We start from the raw sequence: 24103 nt of genomic DNA, 5'->3' as shown, positions 1-24103 counted from the left end.
GTGACCGGGCGTTTTTTTTGGTTGCTGCGTTGTGTTTGTCTTATTGCTGAAAATCCAGAGGCGGCGGCCCGGGGGGCAGAATACCTTCGTACTCGTAGTCTCCCTTACGCTCCTTAAACTCCTCTTTAATTGCCTTGATGAGATCGGGATCCTGATAGAGGTCGATCATGGTCATGGCGAGGGCCTTGGAGGCGTACACCAGGCCTTTGTGTCCGATGGACATGCCGCCGGTGGCCACCACGGCCCAGGAGTGCCAGGGAACATCCTTGGGCGCGATGGGTGCGGCCAGACTGATGGTGGGCACGACAAAGCTCACGTCGCCGACATCGGTGGAGCCCCCAGGCGGGTTTTTCTCGGTTTCTCTAAAGGGGCGCACCTCGGCGTCCATACCCACCTCGGGTTTACCCGTGGCTTTCTGAATTTCCTTGGCGTAACGCTCCTCTTTATCGCTGTAGGTGATGGGGCCCAGGGTGTCGAGGTTGGCCTGGAGCGTTGAACCGCCGGTGCGATTAACCAGTATTTCGTGCACACCGGAGATAAGCGTCACTTTGTAATCTACGTCGGCGAGGATGGCCGCGCCCTCGGCCATTTCCCGGACCCGCTCATACACCGGGGTCATGCCATCGCGGCTACGATCTCTCACCCGAACCCAGATCTTGGCGTAATCCGGCACGACGTTGACCACCTTGCCCGCATCCATAATGTGATAATGGATACGTACCGTGGGCTGGATATGCTCGCGGTAGGCATTGATGCCATGGGTATAGAGCTCCAGGGCATCACTGGCGGAGCGACCGTTCCAGGGATCTCCCGCCGCGTGGGCTGACTGTCCGTCAAACTCCACTAAAAAATCCACGAGGGACTGGCTGCTCTGCGCGCTGGCTTCGATCTTGTCGCTGGGGTGCCAATCCATCATCACGTCGACATCGTCAAAGGCGCCCGCGCGAATCATCCACAATTTGCCGAAAAACTTTTCTTCGGCGGGGGTGCCGTAATAGCGGACGGTGCCGGAGATCTCACCGGCCTCGATCTGCTCTTTAACGGCGATGGCGGCCCCAAGGGAGGCGGCGCCGAATACGTTATGACCACAACCATGACCGGGCGCGCCTTCCACCAGGGGCGTTCGTGTGGGGACCGATGCCTGAGAGAGCCCGGGGAGCGCGTCGAACTCACCCATGATGCCGATGATTGGTTTGCCACTGCCGAACTCGGCAACGAAGGCTGTGGGGATCTCACCGATACCCGTCTCGACTTGAAACCCGTGTTCCTTCGCGTGTTTGATCAGCGCTGCGGCGGACTCTGTTTCCTTAAATGCGATTTCCGCATGGCCCCAGATCTCGTCGCTCAGGGCTGTGAGTGAACTGGCCTGTCGATCCACTGAGGCAATAATGTCAGCCTTCAGGGATGCTTCATCGGCACTGAAGGTCGCTGAGGATGCCGCCAGTAGAAAAGCGCCCGAAAGGCAGCGTACGGTCGTATTGATCATGAACTTTGTTCCTTATAAGTAGCGATCAAGCGTCACGCTAGCGCAGCTTGTTGCTTAAGGCTAGTGCCGGGCGCCCGGGCAGTGTTTCGACGCAAAAAAAAGCCCGCAAGATAGCTTGCGGGCTGCGGCGACCGTTGCCCGATCGCGGGGGTTTAGCTGCGACCTGTTTTAGAAACGGTAAGTCGCCTGCAGGGCATAGGAGCGCAGGCGGTTGGTCTGCGCAAAACCCTGGCCATTGACGAGCGGTTGATCATCGTTGTTGCCGCTGATGAGCTCATCAGTCAGGTTTTTACCCACAAACGCGACGTCCCACATACCGTCCTGTGCGCCCAGACTCAGGCGCAGATCGATGGTGGTGTAGGCAGGCTGGAATCCGTAGATAGGGTCCAGGTCGGCCGCGATGAAAAAGTCGTCGGAGTAGTTGATGTTCACAATGCCGCGCGCTTCCAGCATATCGGTCACCGGTCTGCGATAGTCAACATTCAGGTTGTAGGCCCACTCGGGCGAGTAGGTGTTTGCGCTGCCGGTGGCGTCCCGAGATGCGTTGGGTGTGCCCGCGTTCTGGCAGTCGCCCCGATCGGGGTCAGATGCGGACGGTGTCCAGCAAGGCGCATTTTTAAAATCGCTGTATTCAGCTTGCAGATAGGTACCTGCGAAACTGACGATCAAACCGTCCGTGGGCGCCCACTTGAGATCCACTTCCACACCCTTTGACTCGACTTCCGCAGCGTTCTGTACAAAGAAGGCCGTTGCGCCGTCAAAGATGCTGACCTGATAGTCCTCTACCGTGGTAAAAAACGCCGTGGCGTTAAAGGTCATCATGCCATCGAGCAAGGAGCTTTTAATGCCGACTTCATAGTTGGTGGCAGATTCTTCCTCGTACTCAAAAAACGGGCTGTCATTGGTTCGCAGAAAACGCGCGTCAAAGCCGCCACCCTTACTACCCGTCGAGATCGTGCCGTAGACCATGGCGTCCTGGTTCAAGTCCTGTTGCAGCGTGACTTCCCAGTTGACGTCTGTCTCTGAGCGCTTGCGATTCTGAATGTTGTGCTCAAAGGTCCCCAGAAGTCCGTTCAAGATGCCCTCAGAAATTGCAGTAAACGGCGTCCCGGCAAACTCACTCAGGAAGCGGTCATATTCTGCGGCGGTGGAGCCGTAGCTGGCTGTGCCGGCCGGAAGGCCGATAGCAGCGCTGTAGTCCCAGCCACCGGTGAAGGAGGTGTCCAGTGTGTGGCTCGCCTCCTTGGACTCATCGAAGTAGCGCACGCCCACCTTAAGCCGCGTAGCGTCGGTGAAACTGTAGGTACCGGAGCCGAACACGGCCCACATGTCCTGATCCTGCTGCATCGAATAGTCGCGGGTCAGGTTGGGGGTGATTGATTCCGGGGCACCCAGGAGTGGCGCGGCCAGCGAGGTGCCAAAACCTTCTACGGAGCGATAGTCGAGGTCGCTCTGGTGATAATACAGACCGACGATGTAATCGAACTTTTCGCCACCGGGAGAGGTCAGGCGGATCTCCTGGCTGAACTGCTCATAGTCTTCGGTGGCATCCACCTGAAGGAGGGGAACGGCAGCGAAGTCACAATCGCAAATATCGCGGTAATCATAGGCTGCGTAACCCGTGATCGAGGTAACCGTATGACCGCCCACGGCCTATTCGGCGGTGAGCGTACCGACGTCCATGGAGTTGTTGCTGAGTTCCGGCTTGTCCGGGAAGCCGGGCAAGCCTGCCCAACCCGGCGCCACCAGGCCCAGCACGGCGCCGCCATCGTTAGTCACGGCTCGCTCGTCGTCGAGTTTCTCGATGCCGTCGCCCCCGGAGCCCACGGCGACCAGCGCCTGGTTCAGACCGCCAAAGCTGATGCCTGTGCCGAAGGCGTCAAACACACTGAGTTGAGTCGACTGCTGAACCTGGTCAAAGGTGCTGTTTTCCCACTTGGCATTGATGTGGAGATTCTCAGTCGCGTCCCATGCCAATTGTGCGCGGACGGTTTGGTCGTCGCGTTCCGGGCCTTCATTACCGGTGAGAATATTGTCCAGATAGCCATCGAGTTTGTAACCACGCACAGAAAGCCGGCCTGATACGGTGTCGGTGATGGGGCCAGAGATCACTCCAGTCAATTCCTGCTCGCCGTAGCTGCCGTAGAGCGCGCTGATGGAGCCTTCCAATTCATCGGTCGGTTTGGCGGTAATCATATGTACCGCACCGCCAATGGTGTTTTTACCGAACATGATGCCCTGGGGGCCACGGAGCACCTCGACGCGCGCCAGATCCATGAAGGGTGCCCGCAATAACTGGGACCGGCCCATGTAAACGTTGTCGTGAAACATGGCTGTGGACAGCTCAATGCCCTGGTTAACACCCGACGTGCCGATGCCGCGAATAAAAATGAAGTTGCCAATGGGGCTCTGGGAGATGGTGACCGCGGGAATGTCGGCGGCAAACTCTTCACCGCGGGTTATGCCCAAATCTTTAATGGTGTCTCCGCTGGTAGACAGCATGGATATCGCAACATCCTGCATACTTTCCGAGCGTCGCGTTGCGGTGACGATGACTTCTTCGAGCTGAGCGAGGGCAAAATCGCTGCTCGCCATAAGCGCTGCCGCAACAGCGGTACTTAAAATTCCAGGCTTGAAGAAAGCTTTTTTCGGCGTGAGGGTCCGAGTCATGGGGTGTGTCCTTGTGCATGGTTTATAGTGATTATGTGCACTGTCATTATAGCGCAAACACTGAATGAAAAATAAAGGGTTTATGCATGTCACAAAAAGCCACTGTTCGATCTCTCCGTACTCCCGCTGAACGCTTCAATGATTTGCCGGATTTCGACTACCCGGTGTTCTACGCAGATGATCTTCCCGGGTACGATGGACTCCGGGGTGCATGGATCGATGCGGGACCGTCAGACGCTGACACGGTGTTTCTTTGTTTGCATGGGGAGCCGAGCTGGTCATTTCTCTATCGACGGATGATGCCGGTGTTTCTGGAATCCGGTGCCCGCGTGATTGCGCCGGACCTCCTGGGCTTTGGACGTTCGGACAAGCCCTTACAACAATCAGACTACAGTTTTAACTTTCACCGGGACTACCTTCTTGCGCTGGTGGAGCGCCTGGATCTTCGCAATATCACCCTGGTGGTGCAGGACTGGGGCGGGCTGCTGGGTCTGACCCTACCCGTGGATGCGGGGTTCAAGCCCCGGCTTTCACGCTTACTGGTTATGAATACGGCTTTGGGCGTCGGCAAGACTCCCAGCGAGGGCTTTCTTGCCTGGAAAAACTATGCGCTGTCCACGCCGGATCTTCCCATCGGGGAGCTGATTGCCAGGGGCACACCCCATCTCACGGAGGCAGAAATAGCCGCTTACGACGCGCCGTTTCCCGGACCGGAGTACAAGGCGGGCGCCCAGGTGTTTCCCGCTTTGGTGCCGGTCTCGCCGGAGATGGAGGGTGTGGATGTGAGTCTTGAGGCCGCGCAGTTCTGGTCCAAGGAGTGGACCGGTAAAAGCTTCATGGCCGTGGGAGATGCGGACCCTGTGCTCGGGCCAGTGGTTATGGAGAGTCTGCGTGCCATGATCAAAGGCTGCCCGCCTGCGATGATCGTCGAAGGGGGTGGTCACTTCGTGCAGGAGTGGGGTGAGTCTATCGCCCGTGCCGCTCTGGAGTCTTTTGCCAGCTCCTAGCCCTGTCCTAGCCCTGACTATTCGAAGCGCTCACCGCTGCGTTCCAGCCATCCGTCTTCATGGCGTCCCCGGGGGTCGTGGTGTGTCCAGTGCATGACGCCCCCCTTGTCGTTCCATTCGTACTCCCCGTTGAAGCCGACGCGGTCGCCTTTCTGTAGATTGGGTATCCGGGGCGCCAGATCGATGTTGTGGGCAACCAGCAGCGTCAGGCCGGAATCCAGTTCCAGAAGAAACCGTTGGTGCTGACTACCCTTGGTGTCATCGGGCAGGACGTGAACCACCGTGCCCTCGCCCTGCACCTGAAGGTCGCTCTGACGATTTTCAAAAGCCGCCTCCAGAACTCCATCGCTGCTGGCCACCGGTGTCGGGGCCATGGTTGCCAGGGTGCCCGTGCCATATTCGTTCCAAAGCCAGGTGAGCACAGCCAGGCCGATAACAAGGGGTAGGGACTTTTTCTTCATGGTGGATTTCATCGTGGACTCCGTTTCTGTGCGTCAGCGAATGAGCCTACGCCGCGGCTTTCATGGTTGCCTGGGGTTGCCTGGGGTTGCAGAGAATTGCCCGGGGTTGCGAGGAGCTGCCGGTCGTTGCAGAAGCTTGCGGGCATCAGGACTGCTTTCGGTGTTTGGTGAATCGGGTAGGCGTGGCGCTCAGGGGATCGTCGGGCCAGGGGTGTTTCGGGTAGCGACCACGCATCTCCTTTTTGACCGCATCGTAGCTGTTGTTCCAGAAGCTGGGAAGATCCTGGGTAACCTGAAGGGGACGCCCCGCCGGTGACAGGAGGTGCACTACCAGTGCTATTCGGCCCCCAGCAATGCTAGGCGTGTCTCTGCATCCGAACATCTCCTGGAGTTTTACCGGCAGGATGGGCGGGTCTTCCCGATAGTCGATGGCCACCTTTGATCCCGAGGGCACCTCGAAGCGTTCGGGTAGCTCTGCCCTGAGTCGGCGCTGCTGTTCCCAGGAGAGCAGCGATTCCAGCGCTGTATACAGGTCGAGCTTTTTGAGGTCTGAAAGCTTTTTAACCGCCAGAAGGTAGGGTGCGAGCCAGTCTTCCAGGGTCGGGACGAGGTCTTCAGACTCCAGTGATGGCCAGTCTGATTCCAGGCGCGCCATGAGGCGCACTTTGTTTCGAAGTTCCTCGCAGGGGGCGGACCAGCTGAGATTCGCCATGTTCGCCTCGCGGGTGAGTTCGATGAGCCTCTGGGTCCTGGCCTCGTCCGATACCGAGTCCAGTTGCACTTTGCGCAGGGAGAGGGCGCCCACGCTGGTGCGGCGCTCCGCAAGGAATCGTCCGCTCTTGTTGTCCCAATCCACTATCGTTGCTTCAGACAACTGGGGTTTCAACAGCGTGTCAAACAACGCCGGGTCAAGGGGCGCGGCGGAGCGGATGACATCACCTGTTCGTCCCGCGACGCCACCGACTTCGGCAACCGCCAGCCATTTGGATTTATCCAGGGCATTGGGCGAGGCGAATCGGCAGCTGCGACCGTTCGCCAGTTGGTAGCCACCCGAGTGGCGCTGACGGGCGATGCGGTCAGGGTAGGCACTGGCCAGCAGCAAGCCGGGTAACTGCTCGTAGCTGGGTTTGCCTGCGTTTGGGCGAGTCGCTTTGGGCAGCTGTTGTGAGAGTTGCCGGGCCAGCTGGAGGGTCCGCTTCTCCCAGGCTCGCAGCGCCCCGGGGCAGGCCACCTCGCCACTCAGATACTCAAGACGCGTTCGCATGTCCGCTGAATCACGGCTCAGGGGGTCCCGGTCCGACAGCACGGCGGCAAGGTGCGCGGCGGTTTCCCGGGCACCCACGGCGTCTCCCAGGAGCAGCATATGCGCCAGCCGCGGGTGAGCGGAGATTTCTGCCATGGCATTACCGTGAGGCGTCAGGCGCAAGCCAGCGTCCGTTTTTTCCAGGGCGGCGAGTCCCAGGAGTAAATCGATGGCCTGTTGATAGGCGCCCGCCGGCGGCGCCGTGAGCCATGCGAGCTCACCGGGATCGTAAACACCAAAGGCAAAAAGCTGCAGGGCGAGGGAGGAGAGGTCAGCACTCTGGATCTCCGGCTCGTCCTGGGCCGCGAGCTGTTCCTGCTGGGCCTCAGACCAGAGCCGGTAACAGGTGCCCGGTCGCAGACGCCCCGCCCGTCCCTTGCGTTGCACGCTGGATGCCTGGGAGATCTTCACCGTGGTCAGGCGACTCATCGCTGTCTGGGGATCGAAGCGGGGTTTTCGCTCCAGGCCCGAGTCGATGACAACGTCCACACCATCAATGGTGAGGCTGGTCTCTGCGATGTTGGTAGCGAGTACCACCTTGCGCCGACCCTCCCGGCAGGGCGCAATGGCCGCCTGCTGCTCCCCCAGACTCAGATCACCGTAGAGGGGCCGGAGCTCGACGCCCGGTGGTGGGTCCAGTTGCTCCATGGTGCGACGGATTTCCCCTTGCCCGGGAAGAAACACGAGCAGACTGCTATCGGGATGCCCAGCGAGGGCTTTGTTAATGCTTCTGGTCACGCGATCGACGATGCGTTCCCGCGGTTTGCTGTTCTGGCCGTAGCGCTCCTCCACGGGAAACAGCCTGCCTTCGCTCTTGACCGCCTTGCATTCGAGAAAGGCTTCCAGCGCGGCTGTGCCCAGGGTGGCGGACATGAGCATGATGCGCAGGGTTGGCGATCGCGAAAAAGTGTCCCGCGCGTTCAGAGCAAGACTTAAACCCAGGTCCCCATCGAGGGAGCGCTCATGAAACTCATCGAAGATGATAAGCCCTACATCCGATAGGGAGGGATCGTCCTGGAGCATGCGCAGAAGAATGCCCTCGGTCACAACCTCGATGCGTGTAGCGCTGCTGGTCTTGCTGTCGAGGCGCATCCGGTAGCCCACGGTCTGCCCGGGGGACTCACCCAACAGCGTTGCCATGCGCAGGGCAGCGTTTTTTGCCGCCAGGCGTCGGGGCTGGAGCATGATGATTTTACGATTAGTCAGCCAGGTTTCATCAAGGAGCGCCAGGGGCACGACGGTGGTTTTTCCGGCGCCCGTAGGGGCCTCCAGTACGAGATTGCGCTCTTCCTGCAGACGAGCCCGAATCTCCTCAAGGAGGTTACAGATGGGAAGGCCAAGGGCGGCGGTATTCAGGGGCATAATAAAATCACGGTTGATAGGCTTCCTGCCGATGGGCACAGGGGTGTTCGCAGCGCCACCCTGTATGGCGGCGGATTAGCGCCATTAAACTACTGGTCAAAGTTTTAGCGTATATTCTAGGGAGTGGTAGTGTGACACGAAGTCAGGCCTGTACTAACGCAGGGAAGTGACGGAAAAGCTCATCAGAGGGAGCGTTCACCATGACAAAGCACAATAAGGGAAATCAGCAGCAATCCAAGCCCGATGGGGTACTGCCCGGTCGTCGCAAAGTTCTGGAGATGATGGGCATGACAGCCGTGGCGCTGCCCATTCTGGGTTTGCAGGCCTGTGGCAGCGACGACGGTGCCGGGTCCGCAGCTTCGGCCATGGATAAGGTTGAGCCTGCGATGAAAGATATGGCGAAGGAGGCCGAGGGCATGGCCGGGTCGGCTATGGACAAGGCTGAGGGCGCTATGGATGACGCTCAGGGCACCATGGACGAGGCGGGTGATGCGATGGAAGAGGCCATGGAAGAAGCGGCTGATTCAGCCGAGACCATGGTCAAAGACGCGAAGGAGGGTATGGACGCCGCCGCCAGCGAGGGTGCCACCATTGCCAGCGATGCCACGGCGAAGCTTGATGAGAGCAGCCCCCAGGCAGCGGGCCTGGGTTACAAGCACGATGCAACGACCGTCAAGAACGCGCGCTACGCTGCGGGTCAGCAATGCTCTAACTGTGCCCTGTATCAGGGTGGTGACAGTGCCTGGGGGGGATGCCCGCTGTTTGCCGGGAAGCAGGTGAAGGCCACGGGATGGTGCAGCGCCTACTCCGCAGCAAGCTAGTTACTGACGGAGTAAGAAAAGGGCGCCTGAGGGCGCCTTTTTTTTGATGAGTGATAGGGGTTTTACGCGGACCGGTCTTTTCCGGCGGCTCTTGATATCGGCTTTTTATAGCGACTTTTTATGCCTGAACGGGCTTGAGACGCAAACTCAAGGCCGCTCCGAGGAGTGTCATGCCCAGAAGCAGGCCAAGCACCCCATCGTTACCAAAATGTTGGGCGATCCAGCCAAGGGTGCCGCCCAGGAACACAAACACGCCAATAACGGTGTTGCTGATGGCGACGTAAGCGGCACGGTTGTCACCATTGGCCAGATCCACGACGTAGGTTTTGCGGCCCAGGCGCGTCCCCTGATGGGCAATGGCTGCCACGTAGATGGCTATGGCACCTGCCAGTCCACCGAATGCCGTCATCATGTCCTCGGGTGCCAGTAACACCGTGAGTAAAGTGGCAGCGGTGAGCAGGCCTGACGTCGCCAGCACTTTGTGGGATGCCCGGTCCGAGTAAATACCCCAGATAACACCGGAGGTCATGGCCGCCAGGCCCTCGGCGAGCATGACAAACGCCAGGGCACGACTGCTGCCTTCGGCGTTGGTAAAGACCATGACCACAAGAAACGGTATGGCGTAGGCGGTACCTATCAGAAGCGTACGGGCGATGACAAAGGCGCGCAGGTCTTTGTCTGTTTTCAGAAGCGCTGCGCTGTTGAGGGCGCTTTCCAGGGCCGATGCGCCACCTTCCGTGGCCCCCGGCCTCTCAGGCACCCGCCAATAAAACAGCGCCGATGCCAGCCACAGGGCACCGGCGGTACACAGCATCCCTACCAGGAGTGTCAGTGAGGTCTTGCCCTGGCTCAGGAGGAGAAACGCACCAAAGCCAATGGTAAAGATACCGGCGGCGCTGCTCGCAAGTCCCCCCAGGCGACCTCGACGTCCCTTTGCAACGGTCTTACCCAGAACGTCTTTTGAGGCTACGGAGCACAGTCCCCGGGCGAGGCTGAACAGCGTCAGGGAAGCCAGTATCGCCATGGCACTCAGGGAGGCCGTGGGCAGCAGGAGCGCCAGAGGCATGGCCAGCATGCACAGACCCTGAAGCCCGGCGCCCAGCACATACACGTTCTTCCTGATGGGACGCTTGCGTAGATTAGCGGCAATCGCCAGCTGGGGAATCAGGGAGAGGGACTCCCTGATGGGAACGAGCCAGGCAACAAAAAATGTCTGGGCAGCGATGCTGCTCAGCAGCCAGGGTAGCACCGTGCGACTGCTCCCCAGGGTATCGGCACATTTTGAGGCGAGCTGCGCCAGCAGCTGGAGCGTGAAGCTTTGGGGTTGGGCATCACAGGCGTCCTCGGAGATATCCCGACAGGCGCGCGCATCCTCCTCATCGCCGATGAGCTCAAACACGGTATTCGATGGCAGGGGCATAGCGTTGTCCTAGTGCAGCGATTTCTTGCCTGATGGCGTGCGGAGCTCCCCCTCGGCAAAGAGGTAGTCCAGGTGCAGGCATTCTGCCGCGAGCTGTCGCGTGGCATCCATGCAACTCGATAAAAACTGCGCGGTTTGTTCGAGGGTCAGCCCTGCCTGGGTGGGCATGATGCCCGCGATCACCAGCTGCGGGGTGGCGTCATCCACCACATCCAGAAAAATCTTGAGGATGGGGTAGTCCATATTGATGCGGCCCAGATCCGCCGACAGCGGTAAAAGCGCCATGGGGCGGATTTCGAGCTCCGTGGTGAGGAGCAATCCGTAGCGCTCCAAAAAAAGACGGCTGTCGATGACGCCCTCGATATTCTTGAGAGCCGCCAGATGCAGTCCCTTGCACTCGCCGCAATCGCTGTACTCCACCCGGGCTTCTTCCAGCCATTGCTGAAGGCGTGCACGGTCGGGCTTTTCGAGTTTGTCGCTCATAGTTTGCTACCGGAGAAAACCCGCATTTTACGCGATTCACCCTCTACCGTGGTGCTGTGTTCCGCCGGGAGTCGTGGCGATTGGTCATACAAAATTGACATCTTTCAGCGTAAGCTTGAAATTACCCGTATGCCGACAGCCGATCATTGATGAAGACTGTTTTACTGACCCTCGGGCGCCTGCCTAAAGCGCTCGCTATTGTCAGAGCCTGTCGAGCGGCGGGCTGCCGGGTGCTGGTGGCGGACCCCTTTCGCTGGCACCTCTGTAAGCCCTCCCGGGACGTTGCCCAGTCTTTTCGGGTAACCGCGCCTAACACTTCCCTGTCGGCTTACCTCGCTGATTTGCTGGATATTATTGATCGTGAGGCGGTGGATCTTGTGATCCCCGTTTCTGAGGAGGCTCTGCATGTAGCGAAGCTCCGTACGCAGCTCCCCCCAGGGGTCATGCTCTGGGCCGCCCCCCTGGTGCAGTTGGCCGAACTCCATCATAAACGGGACTTTATCGCTCTCGCGGCCTGCAAGGGATTACCGGTGCCCGAGACCTATACTGCTGACGAGGCCGGCGCCCGAGCTCTCGCCCGGCGCAGTGACTACGTGGAAAAACCCGTGCACAGCTGTTCCGGTATCGGCTTACGTTTTGCCAGAGCGGGGGATGCGCTGGTGTCTGACAGTGCCGAGGGTCTGGTGCAGACGCATCTTGAAGGAGAGCTCATCAGTTCCCTGTCGGTGGTGAGCCGGGGTCGGGAGCTGGCGACGGTGTTTTATCGAGGCCGGGTGTTTGCCGGTACCGTCGCTATCTGTTTTGAGCGGGTCGACGATGCGGACTCTGCTCAGCGGTGGGTGAGTGATTTTCTCGCGGATAGCGATTACAGCGGGTTCCTGGCCTTTGATTTTATCGTCGACGGTGACGGGGTGGCCCGGGCGATCGAATGCAATCCCAGGGCAACCAGCGGTGTGCATTTTTTTGACAGCGCGTCCCTGGGCGAGGCTTTACTGAATCCCGAGTCCACATCGTCCATCAGGCTGACGGCGGGCACGCGCTTCCAGTGGGCTTACTCCACTCTCACAGAAACCTACGCTGCGATCTTCAAACCCCGGGAATTCATCCGACGTTTCCGGGAAATGCGCTCAGCACGGGATGTTATCTGGGCAGCTCATGATCCCCTGCCGTTTTTACTGATGACTCCCATGTCCTGGGAGATTCTCTGGCCGGCGATGACCACGGGCGTGTCCCTGGGTGAGGCGACCCAGCGGGACATCGCCTGGTTTGGTGAGAGCTCTTGATTCTTGATTTCGGGAGCTTCCTAGCTTTGGACCCGTCGGGTAACGCGGCAGAAAATCTGCTCCCGGGGACGCGTGGTGAGGCGTGCAGCGGGACGGACGCGACCCGGATTCAGCGCCTCAAAATCAAAGCGTCGGAGGAGTTCGGCGATGATCAGGAGGCTCTCGGTCTGGGCGAATCCCGCACCCACGCAGGTGTGAGGACCCTGACCAAAGGGTATGTAGGCACCATCCACAAGACTGGCTTCGTTGTCCGGCAAAAAGCGTTCCGGCTTGAAAGCATGAGGGTCGTCCCAGTAATCCCGATGTCGATGCAGGGTCCAGGGCGAAATCATCACCAGGGCGCCCTTCGGCAGTTTCCGCGGACCCACCGTGGTGTCTTCCAGGGCAACCCTCGGCATGAAAGTGATGGGGGGATAAAGTCGCAGGGCTTCGCGGAACACAGCCTTAAGCAGCGGCAGCTGGCGCATGTGCTCGAAGGTCAGCGGTTCTTGCTTTTTCTTCTTGCCCGCCGCCGCATCGACAGCCACCACGCTATCGATTTCCCTGCGCATCTTCGCTACCAGAGACGGTTGCTGCGCGCAGATAAAAAACAGCCAGGTCAACACGCTGGCCGTGGTCTCGTGCCCGGCAAGAAAAAACACCCCCAGCTGATCGATAAGCTCATCGCGGCTAAAGGGTTCGCCGCTGTCGCTGTCCCGCGCGGCAATCACCGCACTGGCGATGTCGTTAAACTCTGCGTCGGGTGCAAGGTGGGTATCAATCAGGGAGGCAAGATGGCGACGGATACGTGTGCAGGCATCGAGCACTATCTGAGGCTGGGGCGCCTTGGTCCAGGCGGGCTCGAAGATCAGGCGCTTGATGTCCACCTGGGCCACGGAGCGTTCGAACACCATAAAGTCTTCAAAAACATCGAAGGCGACCTGGGAATCCAGGGAGGTGGAAAACACCGTGCGGCAGATGATGTCGGCGGTGAGTTGGCTCATGGCCCTGTCCAGGGAGAGGGGCTCACCGCTCTCGGCGCTGGCTTCCAGGATGCGCACATAGTCATTGACGGCAGCCTGCATGGCGGCAAAGGCGTGGCTGATGCGCATATGCGAGAACGCGGGGTCGATCATGGCCCGCTGGCGGCGCCACTTCTGGCCATCGGTAACGAAGATAGACTCACCGATGAGATGCTCCAGGGCATTCACCATGAGGTCGCTCTTGGGAAAGATCCCGTCGGGGTCACGCATGATGTGCCGCACCAGGGCCGGGTCGTTGAACAGCACGGTCGATCGCCGCGAATACCCCAGATTGCCCACGGGAAAGCGATAGGCCGCTGCCGGCAGGAGATCCAGGAGGTTGCCATCGCCGTTCCACAGCACCCGGAACAGCGCCGGCAGCGCTGCAAGAGAGTGGGGTTTTGGCGGGATGTACAGCGTGTCTTGACTCATGGCTGGCTTAGGGCTTGGCTGGCATTTTCCTTTCAGTATCAGGGCCTGCCGAGATGATGTCGACCCATACACTCTTCGAAATTTTCGTGGCGATCCATATCGTCACCGGTGCTACGGGCCTTATCAGTTTCTGGGTGCCGGTGGCGGGCCGTAAGGGCGGCGTTAATCACGCGCGCTTTGGCAAGCTGTTCACCATGATGATGCTGATCACCGGTAGCGTTGCTATCTGCATCGCTCTCACCACCTTATCGGATCCCATCGCGACGCACCCACAGTTGGTGGATCATCCGCAGTTTGGCGACCCGAAACTCATTGCCGGTATCTTTGGCTGGATGATGCTGTATCTGGCAACCCTGACCATTAATCTCGCCTGGCACGGCTGGCTATGTATTCAGAACAGGCGTGATCACAAGGCCAATCGTGTGTGGCATAACCTGCTGTTGCAGCTGCTGCTCACTATTGCGTCGGCAAACTGTGCCTGGCAGGGCTGGCAGCTGAATCAGCTATTGATGGTGGCGATTTCCCTCGTGGGCTTCGCCACGGTAGGCACCAACCTCTGGTTTCTCTACAAGCCCAAGCCCCGTCCCCTTGATCGTATCAAGGAGCACATCAAGTCCCTGGTTGGCGCCGGGATATCGGTTTACACGGCATTTTTCGCCTTCGGGGCGGTGCGCATGCTGCCGGAGATAGCGCTCACTCCTGCCTTGTGGTCCGTGCCTTTGATCACGGGGCTCACCCTGATTATCTATCATCAGAGAGCCGTCACTTTGCGATTTAAAGCAAGAGCAGCCGTATGAGTAATCCTCACACTCTGGTCATTGGCGCCGGCGTCGGGGGCCTCGCTGCCGCGGTGGAGCTGGCCGCTGCCGGGCAACGGGTGACGGTGCTTGAGCGAGCGGCAGAGCCGGGGGGGAAGATGCGGCAGTTGCCCGTGGACGGCGTGGGTGTCGACGCGGGGCCCACGGTCTTTACGATGCGCTGGATTTTTGACCAGCTCTTTGCCACGGCGGGCTCTACCCTGGAGGCGCATCTGCGTCTGGAGAAAGCCGAGGTCCTCGCGCGTCACGCCTGGCGCCAGGGTGGCGTCCTTGATCTTTTTGCGAGCACGGAACGCTCCGAGGCGGCGATTCTGGCGTTCGCCGGCAAGGACAACGCCCTGGGTTATCGCAGCTTTTGCGCGCGCAGCGCCGATATCTACGGCACGCTTCGGGAGCCGTTTATCGCATCGTCCCGCCCCGGCATGCTGGAGCTGGTTCGCCGGGTGGGTTTTGGCAAGCTGGATGCGATGTGGCGCACGGCGCCTTTTTCAAGCTTGTGGTCTGCTCTTGATGAGCACTTCAGCGATCCCCGCCTGCGACAGCTTTTCGGCCGCTATGCCACCTATGTGGGTTCTTCGCCCCTGCGGGCGCCGGCGACGCTCATGCTGATTGCCCATGTGGAACAGGAGGGCGTTTGGCTGGTGGATGGAGGCATGCGTGCAGTGGCTGCGGCATTGCGGGATCTCGCCGAGGGTCTGGGCGTAAAGTTCTTTTTTGAGGAAGGCGTGCGTCAGATCATCATGGAGGCGGATCGCGCGGTGGGTGCGCTCACGGAGAACAACCGGGAATTGCGCGCAGACCAGATTGTGTACAACGGCGACATCTCGGCGCTGGGTAACGGCATGTTGGGTGCCGCGGTGACGCGCGCCGTCAAACCGGTAATGCCGCAGCAGCGTGCCTTGTCGGCGATTACCTTTTGTATGCGCGCCAGGGTGTCGGGCCTGCATCTTCACTACCACACGGTGTTTTTTGCCGAGGACTACCCGGCGGAATTTGCCGCGATCTTTGGTCAGGGTGATATCACGGCATACCCCACGGTGTATGTCTGCGCCCAGGATCGCGGGGCGGGGAGGGTACCCGAAGGCCCCGAGCGTTTGCTGCTATTGATCAATGCACCGGCAGACGGTGATCGGCGCCTGCGGGATGAACGAAGCCTGCTGCAGTATCGCGATAAAGCCCTGGCCGTCTTACGGGAGTGCGGCTGTGAACTTGAGTTTGAGGAATCTTCCTGCGTGACCACGGACCCCCGGGCTTTTGATGAGCGTTTTCCGGGGAGTGGCGGTTCCCTCTATGGGCGCGCGAATCATGGGTCCATGGCGAGCTTTGCAAGGCCCGGTGCGCGCAGTCGGGTAAAGGGGCTTTATCTTGCGGGGGGATCCGTGCATCCCGGTGCAGGAGTGCCCATGTCGGCGATGTCCGGGCGTCTGGCAGCGGGGGCTGTGCTCGAAGACCAGCGCTAAGCGGAGCCGGCTGACCCAGGCATTTTCAATGCTTCCAGAAGCTCCCAAATCACCGGGACTGCCTGCTCTGCCGGGGCCAGTGATCTCCTGGCTTTCCCCCGTGTTTTAACCCTGACGTCGTTGGTGACGCCGGGCCATGGCCAGTAACAGCAAGGCCATCACCATCAGCGCGCCGCGACTCATGGTATCTACACTCAGTGCCGGGAACATGTTGATCACCCGATCGATATTGTTTGCCGGGACGGGATCAGGGCCGTTCGTCAGGTCGTCATTCGCTTCGATGATATTCAGAATCTGCCTGTCCCTCGGGGTGTCTACAACATCGATGGAGAACAACAGGGTCTCCATAAAGCCGACGTTAACCGCGCCTCCCTGATACTCACAGATCGTCCCGGCGGGATCCCCATCTGCACAACTCCAGGGAGTGGGTGCGCTGTTGGCCGCATTAAAGGTGGCGCCTTCGGGAACCGCTTCTCTAACCACAACGCCGGTGGCGTTCTGATTGCCCTGATTACCGTAGACCGCGGTGTAAATGATGTTGTCGCCCACGCGGACGATGCCTGCGTCGGTTTGCTTTGTGACGTAAATATCCGGCACGGCGATTAGCGGGGTATTGTCAGCGTCGCTATCGGTTGAGGGCGCCAGGGAGTTATTGCCGTCATCGGTAATCTCAACCGTGTTGATAATCAGTTCCCGACCGGCGGCAGCAGGGAAGTTCACATCCAGACCGAATCGGACCTGGTCGCTCTGGGATGCCAGCAAGAGCGGCACAGTGATCGAACACACGGTTCCCGGGGGGCTGCCGTTCGGACAGCTCCAACGAGTCGGTAAACTGGCAGCGGCGCTAAACGCGACGTCATCCGGCACGGTCTCGGTAATCACCACGCCCGTGGCGCCCTGATTTCCGATATTGGTGTAGTCGATGAGATAGCTGTAACGCTGGCCCGGTGTTACACCGATTCCACCGTCATCTTTCTCGATGCGCAGCTGTGGGAATGCACCACCGATGGGTGTTGTCTCTGTGTCCGCATCCGTGGAGGGTATGACCGGTGCTCCCGGATCAAACTCCAGGCCATCGTCGGTGATGGATACCGCGTTGACGATTTCTGTGGTCGCCGGAGGCAGTGGCGTGTCGACCACGACGGCAAAGGTCACGTCACCCGACCCAAGAGTGACGGCTCCCACGGTGAATTCGCAGGTGGTTCCCGGGCCGCTACCGTCGGCGCAGCTCCAGCCTGGGGTGCTGTTTGCCGCGGTATATACGGTATTTGCGGGCACCGTCTCGGTGATGACGACGCCAGTCGCGTCTTGATTGCCCACGTTTCCGTAGGTAATGAGGTACTCAATGACTGCACCGGGTGCCGTAAGCAGCACCTGATCGTTCTTGACAACTGTCATGATTGGATCCGCAACTATGGGCACTACCGTGGCGTCATCGGGGGTCGCCGTCGTGGGATCATCGGAGACGATGCCCTGCTGTTCCTTGCTGTCCGCAGCTGCCTGGTTGGTCAGTTCTTCCGGTGAGGTCTGTCCGTCGGGATAGGGTAGGGGAATCTCCACTTCGTAGGTGATCGTCGCGGTCGCACCCGCCGCGAGGCTCGCATAGCTCACCCTGATATCGCTGTCGCCCGGAGTGTTACCTGTCTCCACCACGCCGGCGCCGGAGGCGCTGACGCTTCCCGCCTGAAAGGCACCGATAGTATCGGGAGTGTCGGTGATTACTATCGTCGTGGCGGCGGCAAGCCCCGTATTTTCCAGGGTCAGGGTATAGGTCAGAGTATCGCCGGGTTCAGCGGGGCTGTTGGGGCCAGCCCAGGTTTTCTCGAGCACCAGGTCCGGGAAGAGCAGGCTGTCTGCGGCGCTGGCGGTGTAGGTCCGCTCTGCTGCATCAACGCCCGGCAGACTTGTTGCTTCAACATCTGCGGTATTGTCGATCTGGCTCACCCCTACGATACCGCCGTTAACGAGTTCCATGGTGAAGACCACCGTGAGAGTTTCTCCAGGGGCGAGCACTTCCTCGGGCTTGGCGGGATTGCCCTCGGTCTCCAGGGTCACCGTGGTCGTTCCGGCGGCTGAGGCGCCCCTAAGGGTGAACCCCGGCGGCAGGGTGACCTGGCTTAAGGTGCCCGGCACCCAGAAGGTCGCGTCGAACTCATCCGTGACTATCAATTCGTAGGCGTCGGATGTACCGCTATTGGTCACGGTAAGTTCGATGGTGGCAACGCCCTCGGTAAGATCCGTAAAACGCTTTGTCGCGCCCAGTGCCGGTTCCACCACGTCGACAACAGCGCTGCTGATCTCGGGCAGCAAGGCACCAGCAAAATCCAGCTCTACGGTGTTTGTGAGCGTGATGCCCGCCACGTTGTTGGGTACATCTACGACGCGGGCAATCAATTCATAAACGATGGTGTCTTTCTCGTCGAGGACCATGTCCGCCACGTTATCCACCGTGCCGTAATCAATGGTGATGGTATTGCCCACCACCACTGGCGTGCCAGGCAAAGAGGTTGTCACGTTGCCGCCGATGGAGATGACGTTTCCGCTTACCAACTCAAGGATGGGGCCGGCGGGATCATCGGCCTGCAGGGTATCTGTCAGCACAACACTCGACTGCTGTCCCTCGCTGAAAGAGGCGACGATTTCGTAGCGAAGCTGCTCCCCGATAGTCAGGTCTTCAAGGAGCGGGTCGCCGCGATCGTTACCCGTACCGGGAACCGATGTGCCGGAGACTACCTTGCTGACGGCCGCGGTGCTCAGGCTGACAAGGAAGTTATCATCGGAACCACTGCCGCTGCGCGTCTCTGCGCTGCCCGGCGCTGATTCCCAGGCAATAGTAGCGACGTTGGGGAAGCGGTCAGGCACAGGGAAGCCTGCGCCCACGGCCTGCACTTCGTAATTGATGTTGCAGGCGCTGTCCGCAACGCTCAGAGAATCGAAAGCGAACTCCACCGTGCCGTTGGTCAGGGGTGCCGGACTGCTGACAATGGTGAGTCCTGGGCAGTTAGACGAGACGGTGCTGTCATCAACCCAGAGCATGTCGGCGTTCAGTGTGTCTGTGACCCTGACCGTGAATGCCGTTGCAGTAGAAGCGGGCAGGTGATTGATTTCCAGGGTGAAGGGCTTTCTCTCACCTGCGACTACGATGGCGGGCAGCGTGCCGTTTTCCGTGAGTTTGGTGATCTGAAGGAGCGGCTCCACGAGGTCAAAATTCGCGCTGGCAACGACGTTGATGGTGTTGCTTCTCAGCTGCGCTCGGTTCTGAAGGTTGTTGTCCTCGCCCGTGGCGCCGGAGTTCGCCGCGTCGTCAAGAACGATGGCGTCAATCTCAAAGCTGATGCGGTCGTTGATATCGGGGTCGGGTCGGCTGTCCGGAAGATTGACAACATCACCTAATATCCACTCTGCGCAGGTCTGCGGTGCGGCCGGGCTGCAATCAAGCGCTGTGTCTCCCACAAGGACGCCGCTGCTAAGTGATAGATCAGCACCGATAGCGATGACCTCCGCGCGAACAATTTCAAAGGCGACGTCAGTGCTTGGCATGCGGTCGGATACAAATGCCTGCTCCGTCGTACCGTCAGGAAAATCTGCGTCAATGGTGAAGGTGACCGTCTCGCCAATGGTGAGCTCCTGGGATGGAGCACCCAGGACGAAGTCGCCGATATCAATAGCGGTGATGGCTTTGCTGATACCGGGCTCGCTGATATTCAGCGTCCACTGATCCTTAAGGTCGTAGAGACGGTCATCAGCGTCTCCCTGCGTGTCCAGAGACGTCCAGTTGATTTCAGCTTCGTTAACAATGGATTGCCCGATAACGGCGCTGACATCCACCGTCGCTGCAAACTCAATCTCACAGACGGCACCCAGGGGGAAGGTCGTCCACGTCGCAGTGATTTCTCCTGCTGTCAGAGTGGGGCCCGTATCCGGACTGACATCACAGACGGCGCCGAGTCCCACATCTGCCGGTAGCACCGATAGCTGGGAGGGAATCAGATCACTCAGAGCCAGGTCCTTGGCATCGATGCGTGATGCGGCGCTGTGCTCAATTCGCAGGAGGTAGGTGACAATATCCCCTGCCTCAGCCTGCCCTGTGTCGGCGGTTTTGCTGATAGACAGGAGCGGCTCGACGATTTCCAGAGGCGCGTTATCAGATGCCGTGATGGATGGCAAAAAGCGCGCAAGGACGCCGTTTGATGTGCTGTCATTGTTTTGATTGACCAGCTGTTCTTTGACCTTGGCGACTACTTCGATTCGGATGCGATCCCGATCATCGGTCACGCCATCGGCGGCTTGTGTTACCGGGCCGTAGTTCAGAACTGCGCGGTCATTCACGCCGTTGCTATCACGGTCTGTGATAACTGCGGTCGGGTTCGGGCGTAGGGGTGTTAAATCCGCGCCTACAGAGGTGGTGGTCGCAGAGATGAGCTCAAGGACGTTGTCCGTGACCGGCAGGAGGTCCGTGATTTCCAGATCAGGGATATTGGCGTCGGGAATGGTAACGACGATCTCAAAGGTCACCGTTTCACCGATGGTGAGGGATTCTGCGCCCGGCGGCGTGCCGGGGATACTATCCGTATGGCTTTGGTCGGTGCTTTCGACGCGCTTTTCAATGCCAACGCCAAACACGCTGAAAATGTCGCAGCTTTCGAGGCGGTAGTTGTTTTGTTCCCCGGGATCGGCGTCGTTACCGGTGCGCTCCGCGCCGAGAGCGTTGTTGGGTGGATTTGGCAGCACCGGCTGGTCTGCATCCCGGAGACTCTCCCAGAGGGACTCCGCGCAGTTTTCCAGTTGAATGCCCGCCAGGGGATTGACGATAAACTGGGTTTGAAAACGGAGGGTGCAGCTGGCCCCCTGAGGAAAACTGGCCCAGTTTGCCTGTATCTCATCGGAGGCGGGGGCATTAGTGATCGTAATACTATCCGGCAGATTTGCGCAGAGACTGTCGTCAATGGGGCCATCCACACGCATGTCGACGGGAAGCACATCGCTGAGTACGACGTCGAAGGCATCTGCCGTGGTGCCGCTGGCGTGGTTGAGTGTGAGCGTCACCAGGGGCGGCGTGGAGTTGTCGCCAGCATCCGGGGTGAAGAATTTGGCGAGCTGGAGGCGACTTTCAACGATTTCAACCGGTCTTGCGCGCACCTCCACGTTGCGGCGAGGCTCCCCACTGGTTTGCCACAACCAGCGAGCACGGTTTCGTTTGCGAGCGCCCGAGGTGTTTACCGAAGCGTTGAGAACCTTGGCCCGGTAGGTGATGGTTATTGTTTCATCGACGCTATTGTCGCTGTTGCTATTGGTGATGTTGCCAAAGCCACTGTCATTGTTGCCGGGACCGAATACCAGGCGTCGATCCTCCGCGGTGGCGCCGCCACCCTGGCTGTTAAAACCGGCATTCCCGAGCACATCGGCGAAGGAGCCCTCGGAGGTGCTGATATCGGCGCTACTGGGCGTGACGGAGACAACATCGGCGAAGGCCATACCATTGGGCAGCAAATCCTCAACCCGCACGCTGCTCGAGGTGCCCTCGGGCACGGTGACGACAAGCTCATAGGTCACCAACTCACCGATGTGGGCCTCGCGGGCGCCACTGCTGTATCCCGGCGCAATATCAGTCACAACTTTGGTCAGAGATGGAACGTTGATGGCCGCGCTGGCGGATTCTTCGATGCGGGTAAACGGTGTTGATGGATCCGGCGTGGATGTCCAGGTGACGCCGGCCGTGTTAACGATGGTTTGGGCAGGCTCTACCGCGCTCCCGAGCTCACAGCGCAGGGTAAGAAGCGCTGTATCAGCGCCAAAGGGAGCACCCTCACTGCCATCATTCTCTGCCAGCCGGTTATCCAGCACGATCCCCGACGCAAGGGTTCCCGTGAAGCTCAGAGGCGTGCCGTTACCGTTCTCAATATCGCCGGGGGAGGGTTCGTTGCAGCTCAGGTCTGCCACTCCAGGGTCATCAATAGTGACGGTATAGGCTGGTGTGGAACCGGTGTTTTCAACGGTGACGAGGTATGTGATTTCATCAAAGGCATCGACACCGTTCACGTCGCTGTTGGCAAGTGCCGTCGAAGGATTACCCGGAGGCGCAGGGATAATCGTGGCGTTTGGGTTTGCCGCTGCAATGACGCCTTTGGTAATGGTTAGTGAGGGCGCGCCTACGGTAAGGCCGGCGGCCTTCAGTTCGGTGATGGTTCGACCGTCGGTGGTGTCGTAGCTGGTTTGCAACAGGTTGGTGAGAAAGAGGGAGTCGGCAAAGGGCGTGCCGACTACCCGCGCCGTCAAGCGAACCCGCAGACTGGTGGCGATGACAGTGGCGACATCGCCAAATTCCATGCGTATGGAGTTGTTGCTGGTGTCAGTGGTGATCGTGGGTGACAAGGCAGAAAAAGGTGTCAGGACCTGGATATCGGTCGCTGGGTTGAAATCCGCAACGTCAAACACCGGACGGGGTAAAAAATCGACGAAAACAACATTAGCGGTGTTGCCTGCGGGAATGCTTAAAGTTAATTCGAAGACAACGGCTTCCCCGGGCTCCACGGCGCTGGGGAGGGGGTTGGGCGAGAAAATTGTTTTACTCGGCACATTGGGCTCTACCGGTGCGGTGATTGCTGAACCGTCAGAGCCGCCGCCGCCGGCAGTGAGTCCGTAATCCAGAGTGACGTCGTTGTCGAAGCCATCCGATGCGAGTACGGGGCTGCCGTCGGAGTAGTTGTTGAGAATGGTCGCTTCGAACGTGAGCGACCCTCTGGCCCCATTGTTTATCGGACCACCGACCGCCGCGGTGACGTCCCACAGCAGATCGGTTTCACCGGGTGCCCCTCCCGGCATTGCGGTAGCTGTAATCGGCACGACGCTAGTGTCGATAACCAGGGCCACGGTGCCGTCAAAGCTCAGGCCATCCGCGAGGGTGTCCGTCAGGGTGATGGTGCTTGCGCCCGCACCGGGCGTATCGGGGTAGTCCGTTATCTGAAAATTGAATGCATAGGTCAGAACGCCGCCGGGGAGGCCGGTGCCCGATACGGACTTCTGCACGGCAACGTTCTTTGCAGTTACCGTGCTGCTGGCAGTGTCGCTGTCGGCGACCCCTAAATACTCGTAGCTGAAATCGACCGTGTTGGTGATGGCCAGTTCGTCGTTTGCCAATGTCTCATCGAGAACGTCGGTGATGTACACCGGCACGGTGACGGTCACGTCGCTGGTACTCGTGGCGCCGAGCACGGCGGTGCAGTTCACGGTTATTGTCGCCCCCGGTAGGGGAGGATTCAGGGGGTCGTAGGGAGCGGCTACGGCGCAGCCGGTACCGAGGGGCGCGCTGATAGTGACGGGGCCTGCCCACTGGATTTCCGGCGGAAGACTGTCCGTAAGGACGACATTATCAAGGGACACACCATCTGATATGTCGACGGTCCAGGTATAGCTGAACTCGTTGCTGGGCCCCGGAGGGCGTTCACTCTCCAGGGCACTGTTGCCTTTAGTGACGCGCGCGAGGGTGGGTGTGACCTCTGAGTCGAAGAGGGCTCCCTCAATGGGACCATTGGTGCCGGTGGTGGTGTCTCCAAATTCAAAGCCCGGCGTGATATCAAAGGGTTTATCAACACCGATATCCGAGCCCGGGTCCAGGGTTGCGCACAGGGTCATGACCAGGCCCGGCTGACCCTGATCCACAGAACCCACAGGATAGCGAACAATCCATGCCATGCCGCCGGGATTACCCGTGATAGTCGCGCCGGTGATAGGGTCGAGCAAGGTGCCGCTGGCATCGAAGGTGCCTATTTGCGTCAGCTGCGGGGCGATGTCGACGAAATCCGCAGAGAGCCCCGAGATGCCCTCATCAATGACCAGTTTCAGATAGGGGCCGAAGCCGGTGGTGCTATCACTGTTAGTGAAATTAACATCGGCGCAAAACGACTCGCCCAGCAAGGGTTGGGTAGGCAATCCCTGAACGGCGATGGTGGGAATCTGAGCGCTGGCATGGAGTGCAGAAAAACCCAGCAAAAGGGCGATGCAAACTTGAGCAAGGACCGTATGTGAAATACGAGGGGCTTTGAAACGTTTCAATTTAAGTACTCAAGAGTCCGGGGTTTTGCTTTTTTATGCTTTTC

At 59.4% G+C, this 24103-nt stretch carries 14 protein-coding genes; 5 read left to right on the top strand and 9 right to left on the bottom strand.

The genetic code is table 11. The annotated features are described in order from the left end of the window. Positions 1 to 40: 40 nt before the first annotated feature. From KT71_RS17600 to KT71_RS20945, 3 genes are all read right to left on the bottom strand, one after another. The gene (locus KT71_RS17600; RefSeq protein ID WP_008293984.1) at positions 41 to 1486 is read right to left on the bottom strand and encodes an amidohydrolase; all 1446 of its coding nucleotides are present in this window, start codon (positions 1484 to 1486) and stop codon (positions 41 to 43) included. A gap of 168 nt (positions 1487 to 1654) precedes the next feature. After that, positions 1655 to 3136 carry a TonB-dependent receptor gene (locus KT71_RS20950; RefSeq protein ID WP_008293985.1) on the bottom strand — a complete coding sequence of 494 codons (1482 nt, stop codon included), beginning with the start codon at positions 3134 to 3136 and terminating at the stop codon, positions 1655 to 1657. A gap of 3 nt (positions 3137 to 3139) precedes the next feature. Further along, complete coding sequence (locus KT71_RS20945) at positions 3140 to 4156, bottom strand: TonB-dependent receptor (RefSeq protein ID WP_023660297.1); 1017 nt, start codon at positions 4154 to 4156, stop codon at positions 3140 to 3142. Positions 4157 to 4242: 86 nt separating this feature from the next. Here KT71_RS20945 and KT71_RS17585 point away from each other — a divergent pair, with 86 nt between their 5' ends. Further along, a complete protein-coding gene (locus tag KT71_RS17585; RefSeq protein WP_008293987.1) occupies positions 4243 to 5163 on the top strand; it encodes a haloalkane dehalogenase in 921 nt (306 codons plus the stop codon). Positions 5164 to 5180: 17 nt separating this feature from the next. Here the strand turns inward: KT71_RS17585 and KT71_RS17580 are convergent, their stop codons facing one another. Next, on the bottom strand, positions 5181 to 5636 hold the full coding sequence (locus tag KT71_RS17580; protein ID WP_008293988.1) for a DUF3465 domain-containing protein: 456 nt from the start codon (positions 5634 to 5636) through the stop codon (positions 5181 to 5183). A gap of 133 nt (positions 5637 to 5769) precedes the next feature. Further along, positions 5770 to 8289, bottom strand: coding sequence for an ATP-dependent helicase HrpB (hrpB, locus tag KT71_RS17575; RefSeq protein WP_040362480.1), 2520 nt, complete (start codon positions 8287 to 8289; stop codon positions 5770 to 5772). Between the two features lie 200 nt (positions 8290 to 8489). Between hrpB and KT71_RS20645 the strand changes: the two genes are divergently transcribed. Then, a complete protein-coding gene (locus KT71_RS20645; RefSeq protein WP_008293990.1) occupies positions 8490 to 9110 on the top strand; it encodes a high-potential iron-sulfur protein in 621 nt (206 codons plus the stop codon). A 118-nt stretch (positions 9111 to 9228) separates the two neighbouring features. Here the strand turns inward: KT71_RS20645 and KT71_RS17565 are convergent, their stop codons facing one another. Together KT71_RS17565 and KT71_RS17560 are read right to left on the bottom strand one after the other, a co-directional pair. Then, positions 9229 to 10530 carry an MFS transporter gene (locus KT71_RS17565; RefSeq protein WP_023660296.1) on the bottom strand — a complete coding sequence of 434 codons (1302 nt, stop codon included), beginning with the start codon at positions 10528 to 10530 and terminating at the stop codon, positions 9229 to 9231. Positions 10531 to 10539: 9 nt separating this feature from the next. Continuing rightward, complete coding sequence (locus KT71_RS17560; RefSeq protein ID WP_008293992.1) at positions 10540 to 11013, bottom strand: YbjN domain-containing protein; 474 nt, start codon at positions 11011 to 11013, stop codon at positions 10540 to 10542. Positions 11014 to 11162: 149 nt separating this feature from the next. On the opposite strand from KT71_RS17560, the gene KT71_RS17555 reads away from it, so the two are divergent. Further along, on the top strand, positions 11163 to 12296 hold the full coding sequence (locus KT71_RS17555) for an ATP-grasp domain-containing protein (RefSeq protein WP_008293993.1): 1134 nt from the start codon (positions 11163 to 11165) through the stop codon (positions 12294 to 12296). 20 nt (positions 12297 to 12316) lie between these two features. On the opposite strand, the gene KT71_RS17550 is transcribed toward KT71_RS17555, so the two are convergent. Next, entirely contained in the window at positions 12317 to 13729 is a 1413-nt protein-coding gene (locus KT71_RS17550) for a cytochrome P450 (protein WP_008293994.1), read from the bottom strand. 53 nt (positions 13730 to 13782) lie between these two features. Between KT71_RS17550 and KT71_RS17545 the strand changes: the two genes are divergently transcribed. Then, positions 13783 to 14526: a hypothetical protein gene (locus tag KT71_RS17545; protein WP_008293995.1), complete on the top strand. Its 744-nt coding sequence runs from the start codon at positions 13783 to 13785 to the stop codon at positions 14524 to 14526. After that, entirely contained in the window at positions 14523 to 16007 is a 1485-nt protein-coding gene (gene crtD, locus KT71_RS17540) for a 1-hydroxycarotenoid 3,4-desaturase CrtD (protein WP_008293996.1), read from the top strand. The genes KT71_RS17545 and crtD overlap by 4 nt, the downstream gene beginning before the upstream one ends. 105 nt (positions 16008 to 16112) lie before the next feature. On the opposite strand, the gene KT71_RS17535 is transcribed toward crtD, so the two are convergent. Further along, positions 16113 to 24059: a DUF11 domain-containing protein gene (locus tag KT71_RS17535; protein WP_023660295.1), complete on the bottom strand. Its 7947-nt coding sequence runs from the start codon at positions 24057 to 24059 to the stop codon at positions 16113 to 16115. Positions 24060 to 24103 lie beyond the last annotated feature (44 nt).

The organism is Congregibacter litoralis KT71, from assembly GCF_000153125.2.
Classification (GTDB): Bacteria; Pseudomonadota; Gammaproteobacteria; order Pseudomonadales; family Halieaceae; genus Congregibacter; species Congregibacter litoralis.
Note: the sequence above shows the minus strand (reverse complement) of the source record. Positions and strands in the feature narration are given on the sequence as shown.

What these genes read in the sequence shown, in the direction of transcription:
- KT71_RS17600 (WP_008293984.1), bottom strand. Translation starts at nt 1,486, where the DNA reads ATGATCAATACGACCGTACGCTGCCTTTCGGGCGCTTTTCTACTGGCG.
- KT71_RS20945 (WP_023660297.1), bottom strand. Translation starts at nt 4,156, where the DNA reads ATGACTCGGACCCTCACGCCGAAAAAAGCTTTCTTCAAGCCTGGAATT.
- KT71_RS17585 (WP_008293987.1), top strand. Translation starts at nt 4,243, where the DNA reads ATGTCACAAAAAGCCACTGTTCGATCTCTCCGTACTCCCGCTGAACGC.
- KT71_RS17580 (WP_008293988.1), bottom strand. Translation starts at nt 5,636, where the DNA reads ATGAAATCCACCATGAAGAAAAAGTCCCTACCCCTTGTTATCGGCCTG.
- hrpB (WP_040362480.1), bottom strand. Translation starts at nt 8,289, where the DNA reads ATGCCCCTGAATACCGCCGCCCTTGGCCTTCCCATCTGTAACCTCCTT.
- KT71_RS20645 (WP_008293990.1), top strand. Translation starts at nt 8,490, where the DNA reads ATGACAAAGCACAATAAGGGAAATCAGCAGCAATCCAAGCCCGATGGG.
- KT71_RS17565 (WP_023660296.1), bottom strand. Translation starts at nt 10,530, where the DNA reads ATGCCCCTGCCATCGAATACCGTGTTTGAGCTCATCGGCGATGAGGAG.
- KT71_RS17560 (WP_008293992.1), bottom strand. Translation starts at nt 11,013, where the DNA reads ATGAGCGACAAACTCGAAAAGCCCGACCGTGCACGCCTTCAGCAATGG.
- KT71_RS17555 (WP_008293993.1), top strand. Translation starts at nt 11,163, where the DNA reads ATGAAGACTGTTTTACTGACCCTCGGGCGCCTGCCTAAAGCGCTCGCT.
- KT71_RS17550 (WP_008293994.1), bottom strand. Translation starts at nt 13,729, where the DNA reads ATGAGTCAAGACACGCTGTACATCCCGCCAAAACCCCACTCTCTTGCA.
- KT71_RS17545 (WP_008293995.1), top strand. Translation starts at nt 13,783, where the DNA reads ATGATGTCGACCCATACACTCTTCGAAATTTTCGTGGCGATCCATATC.
- crtD (WP_008293996.1), top strand. Translation starts at nt 14,523, where the DNA reads ATGAGTAATCCTCACACTCTGGTCATTGGCGCCGGCGTCGGGGGCCTC.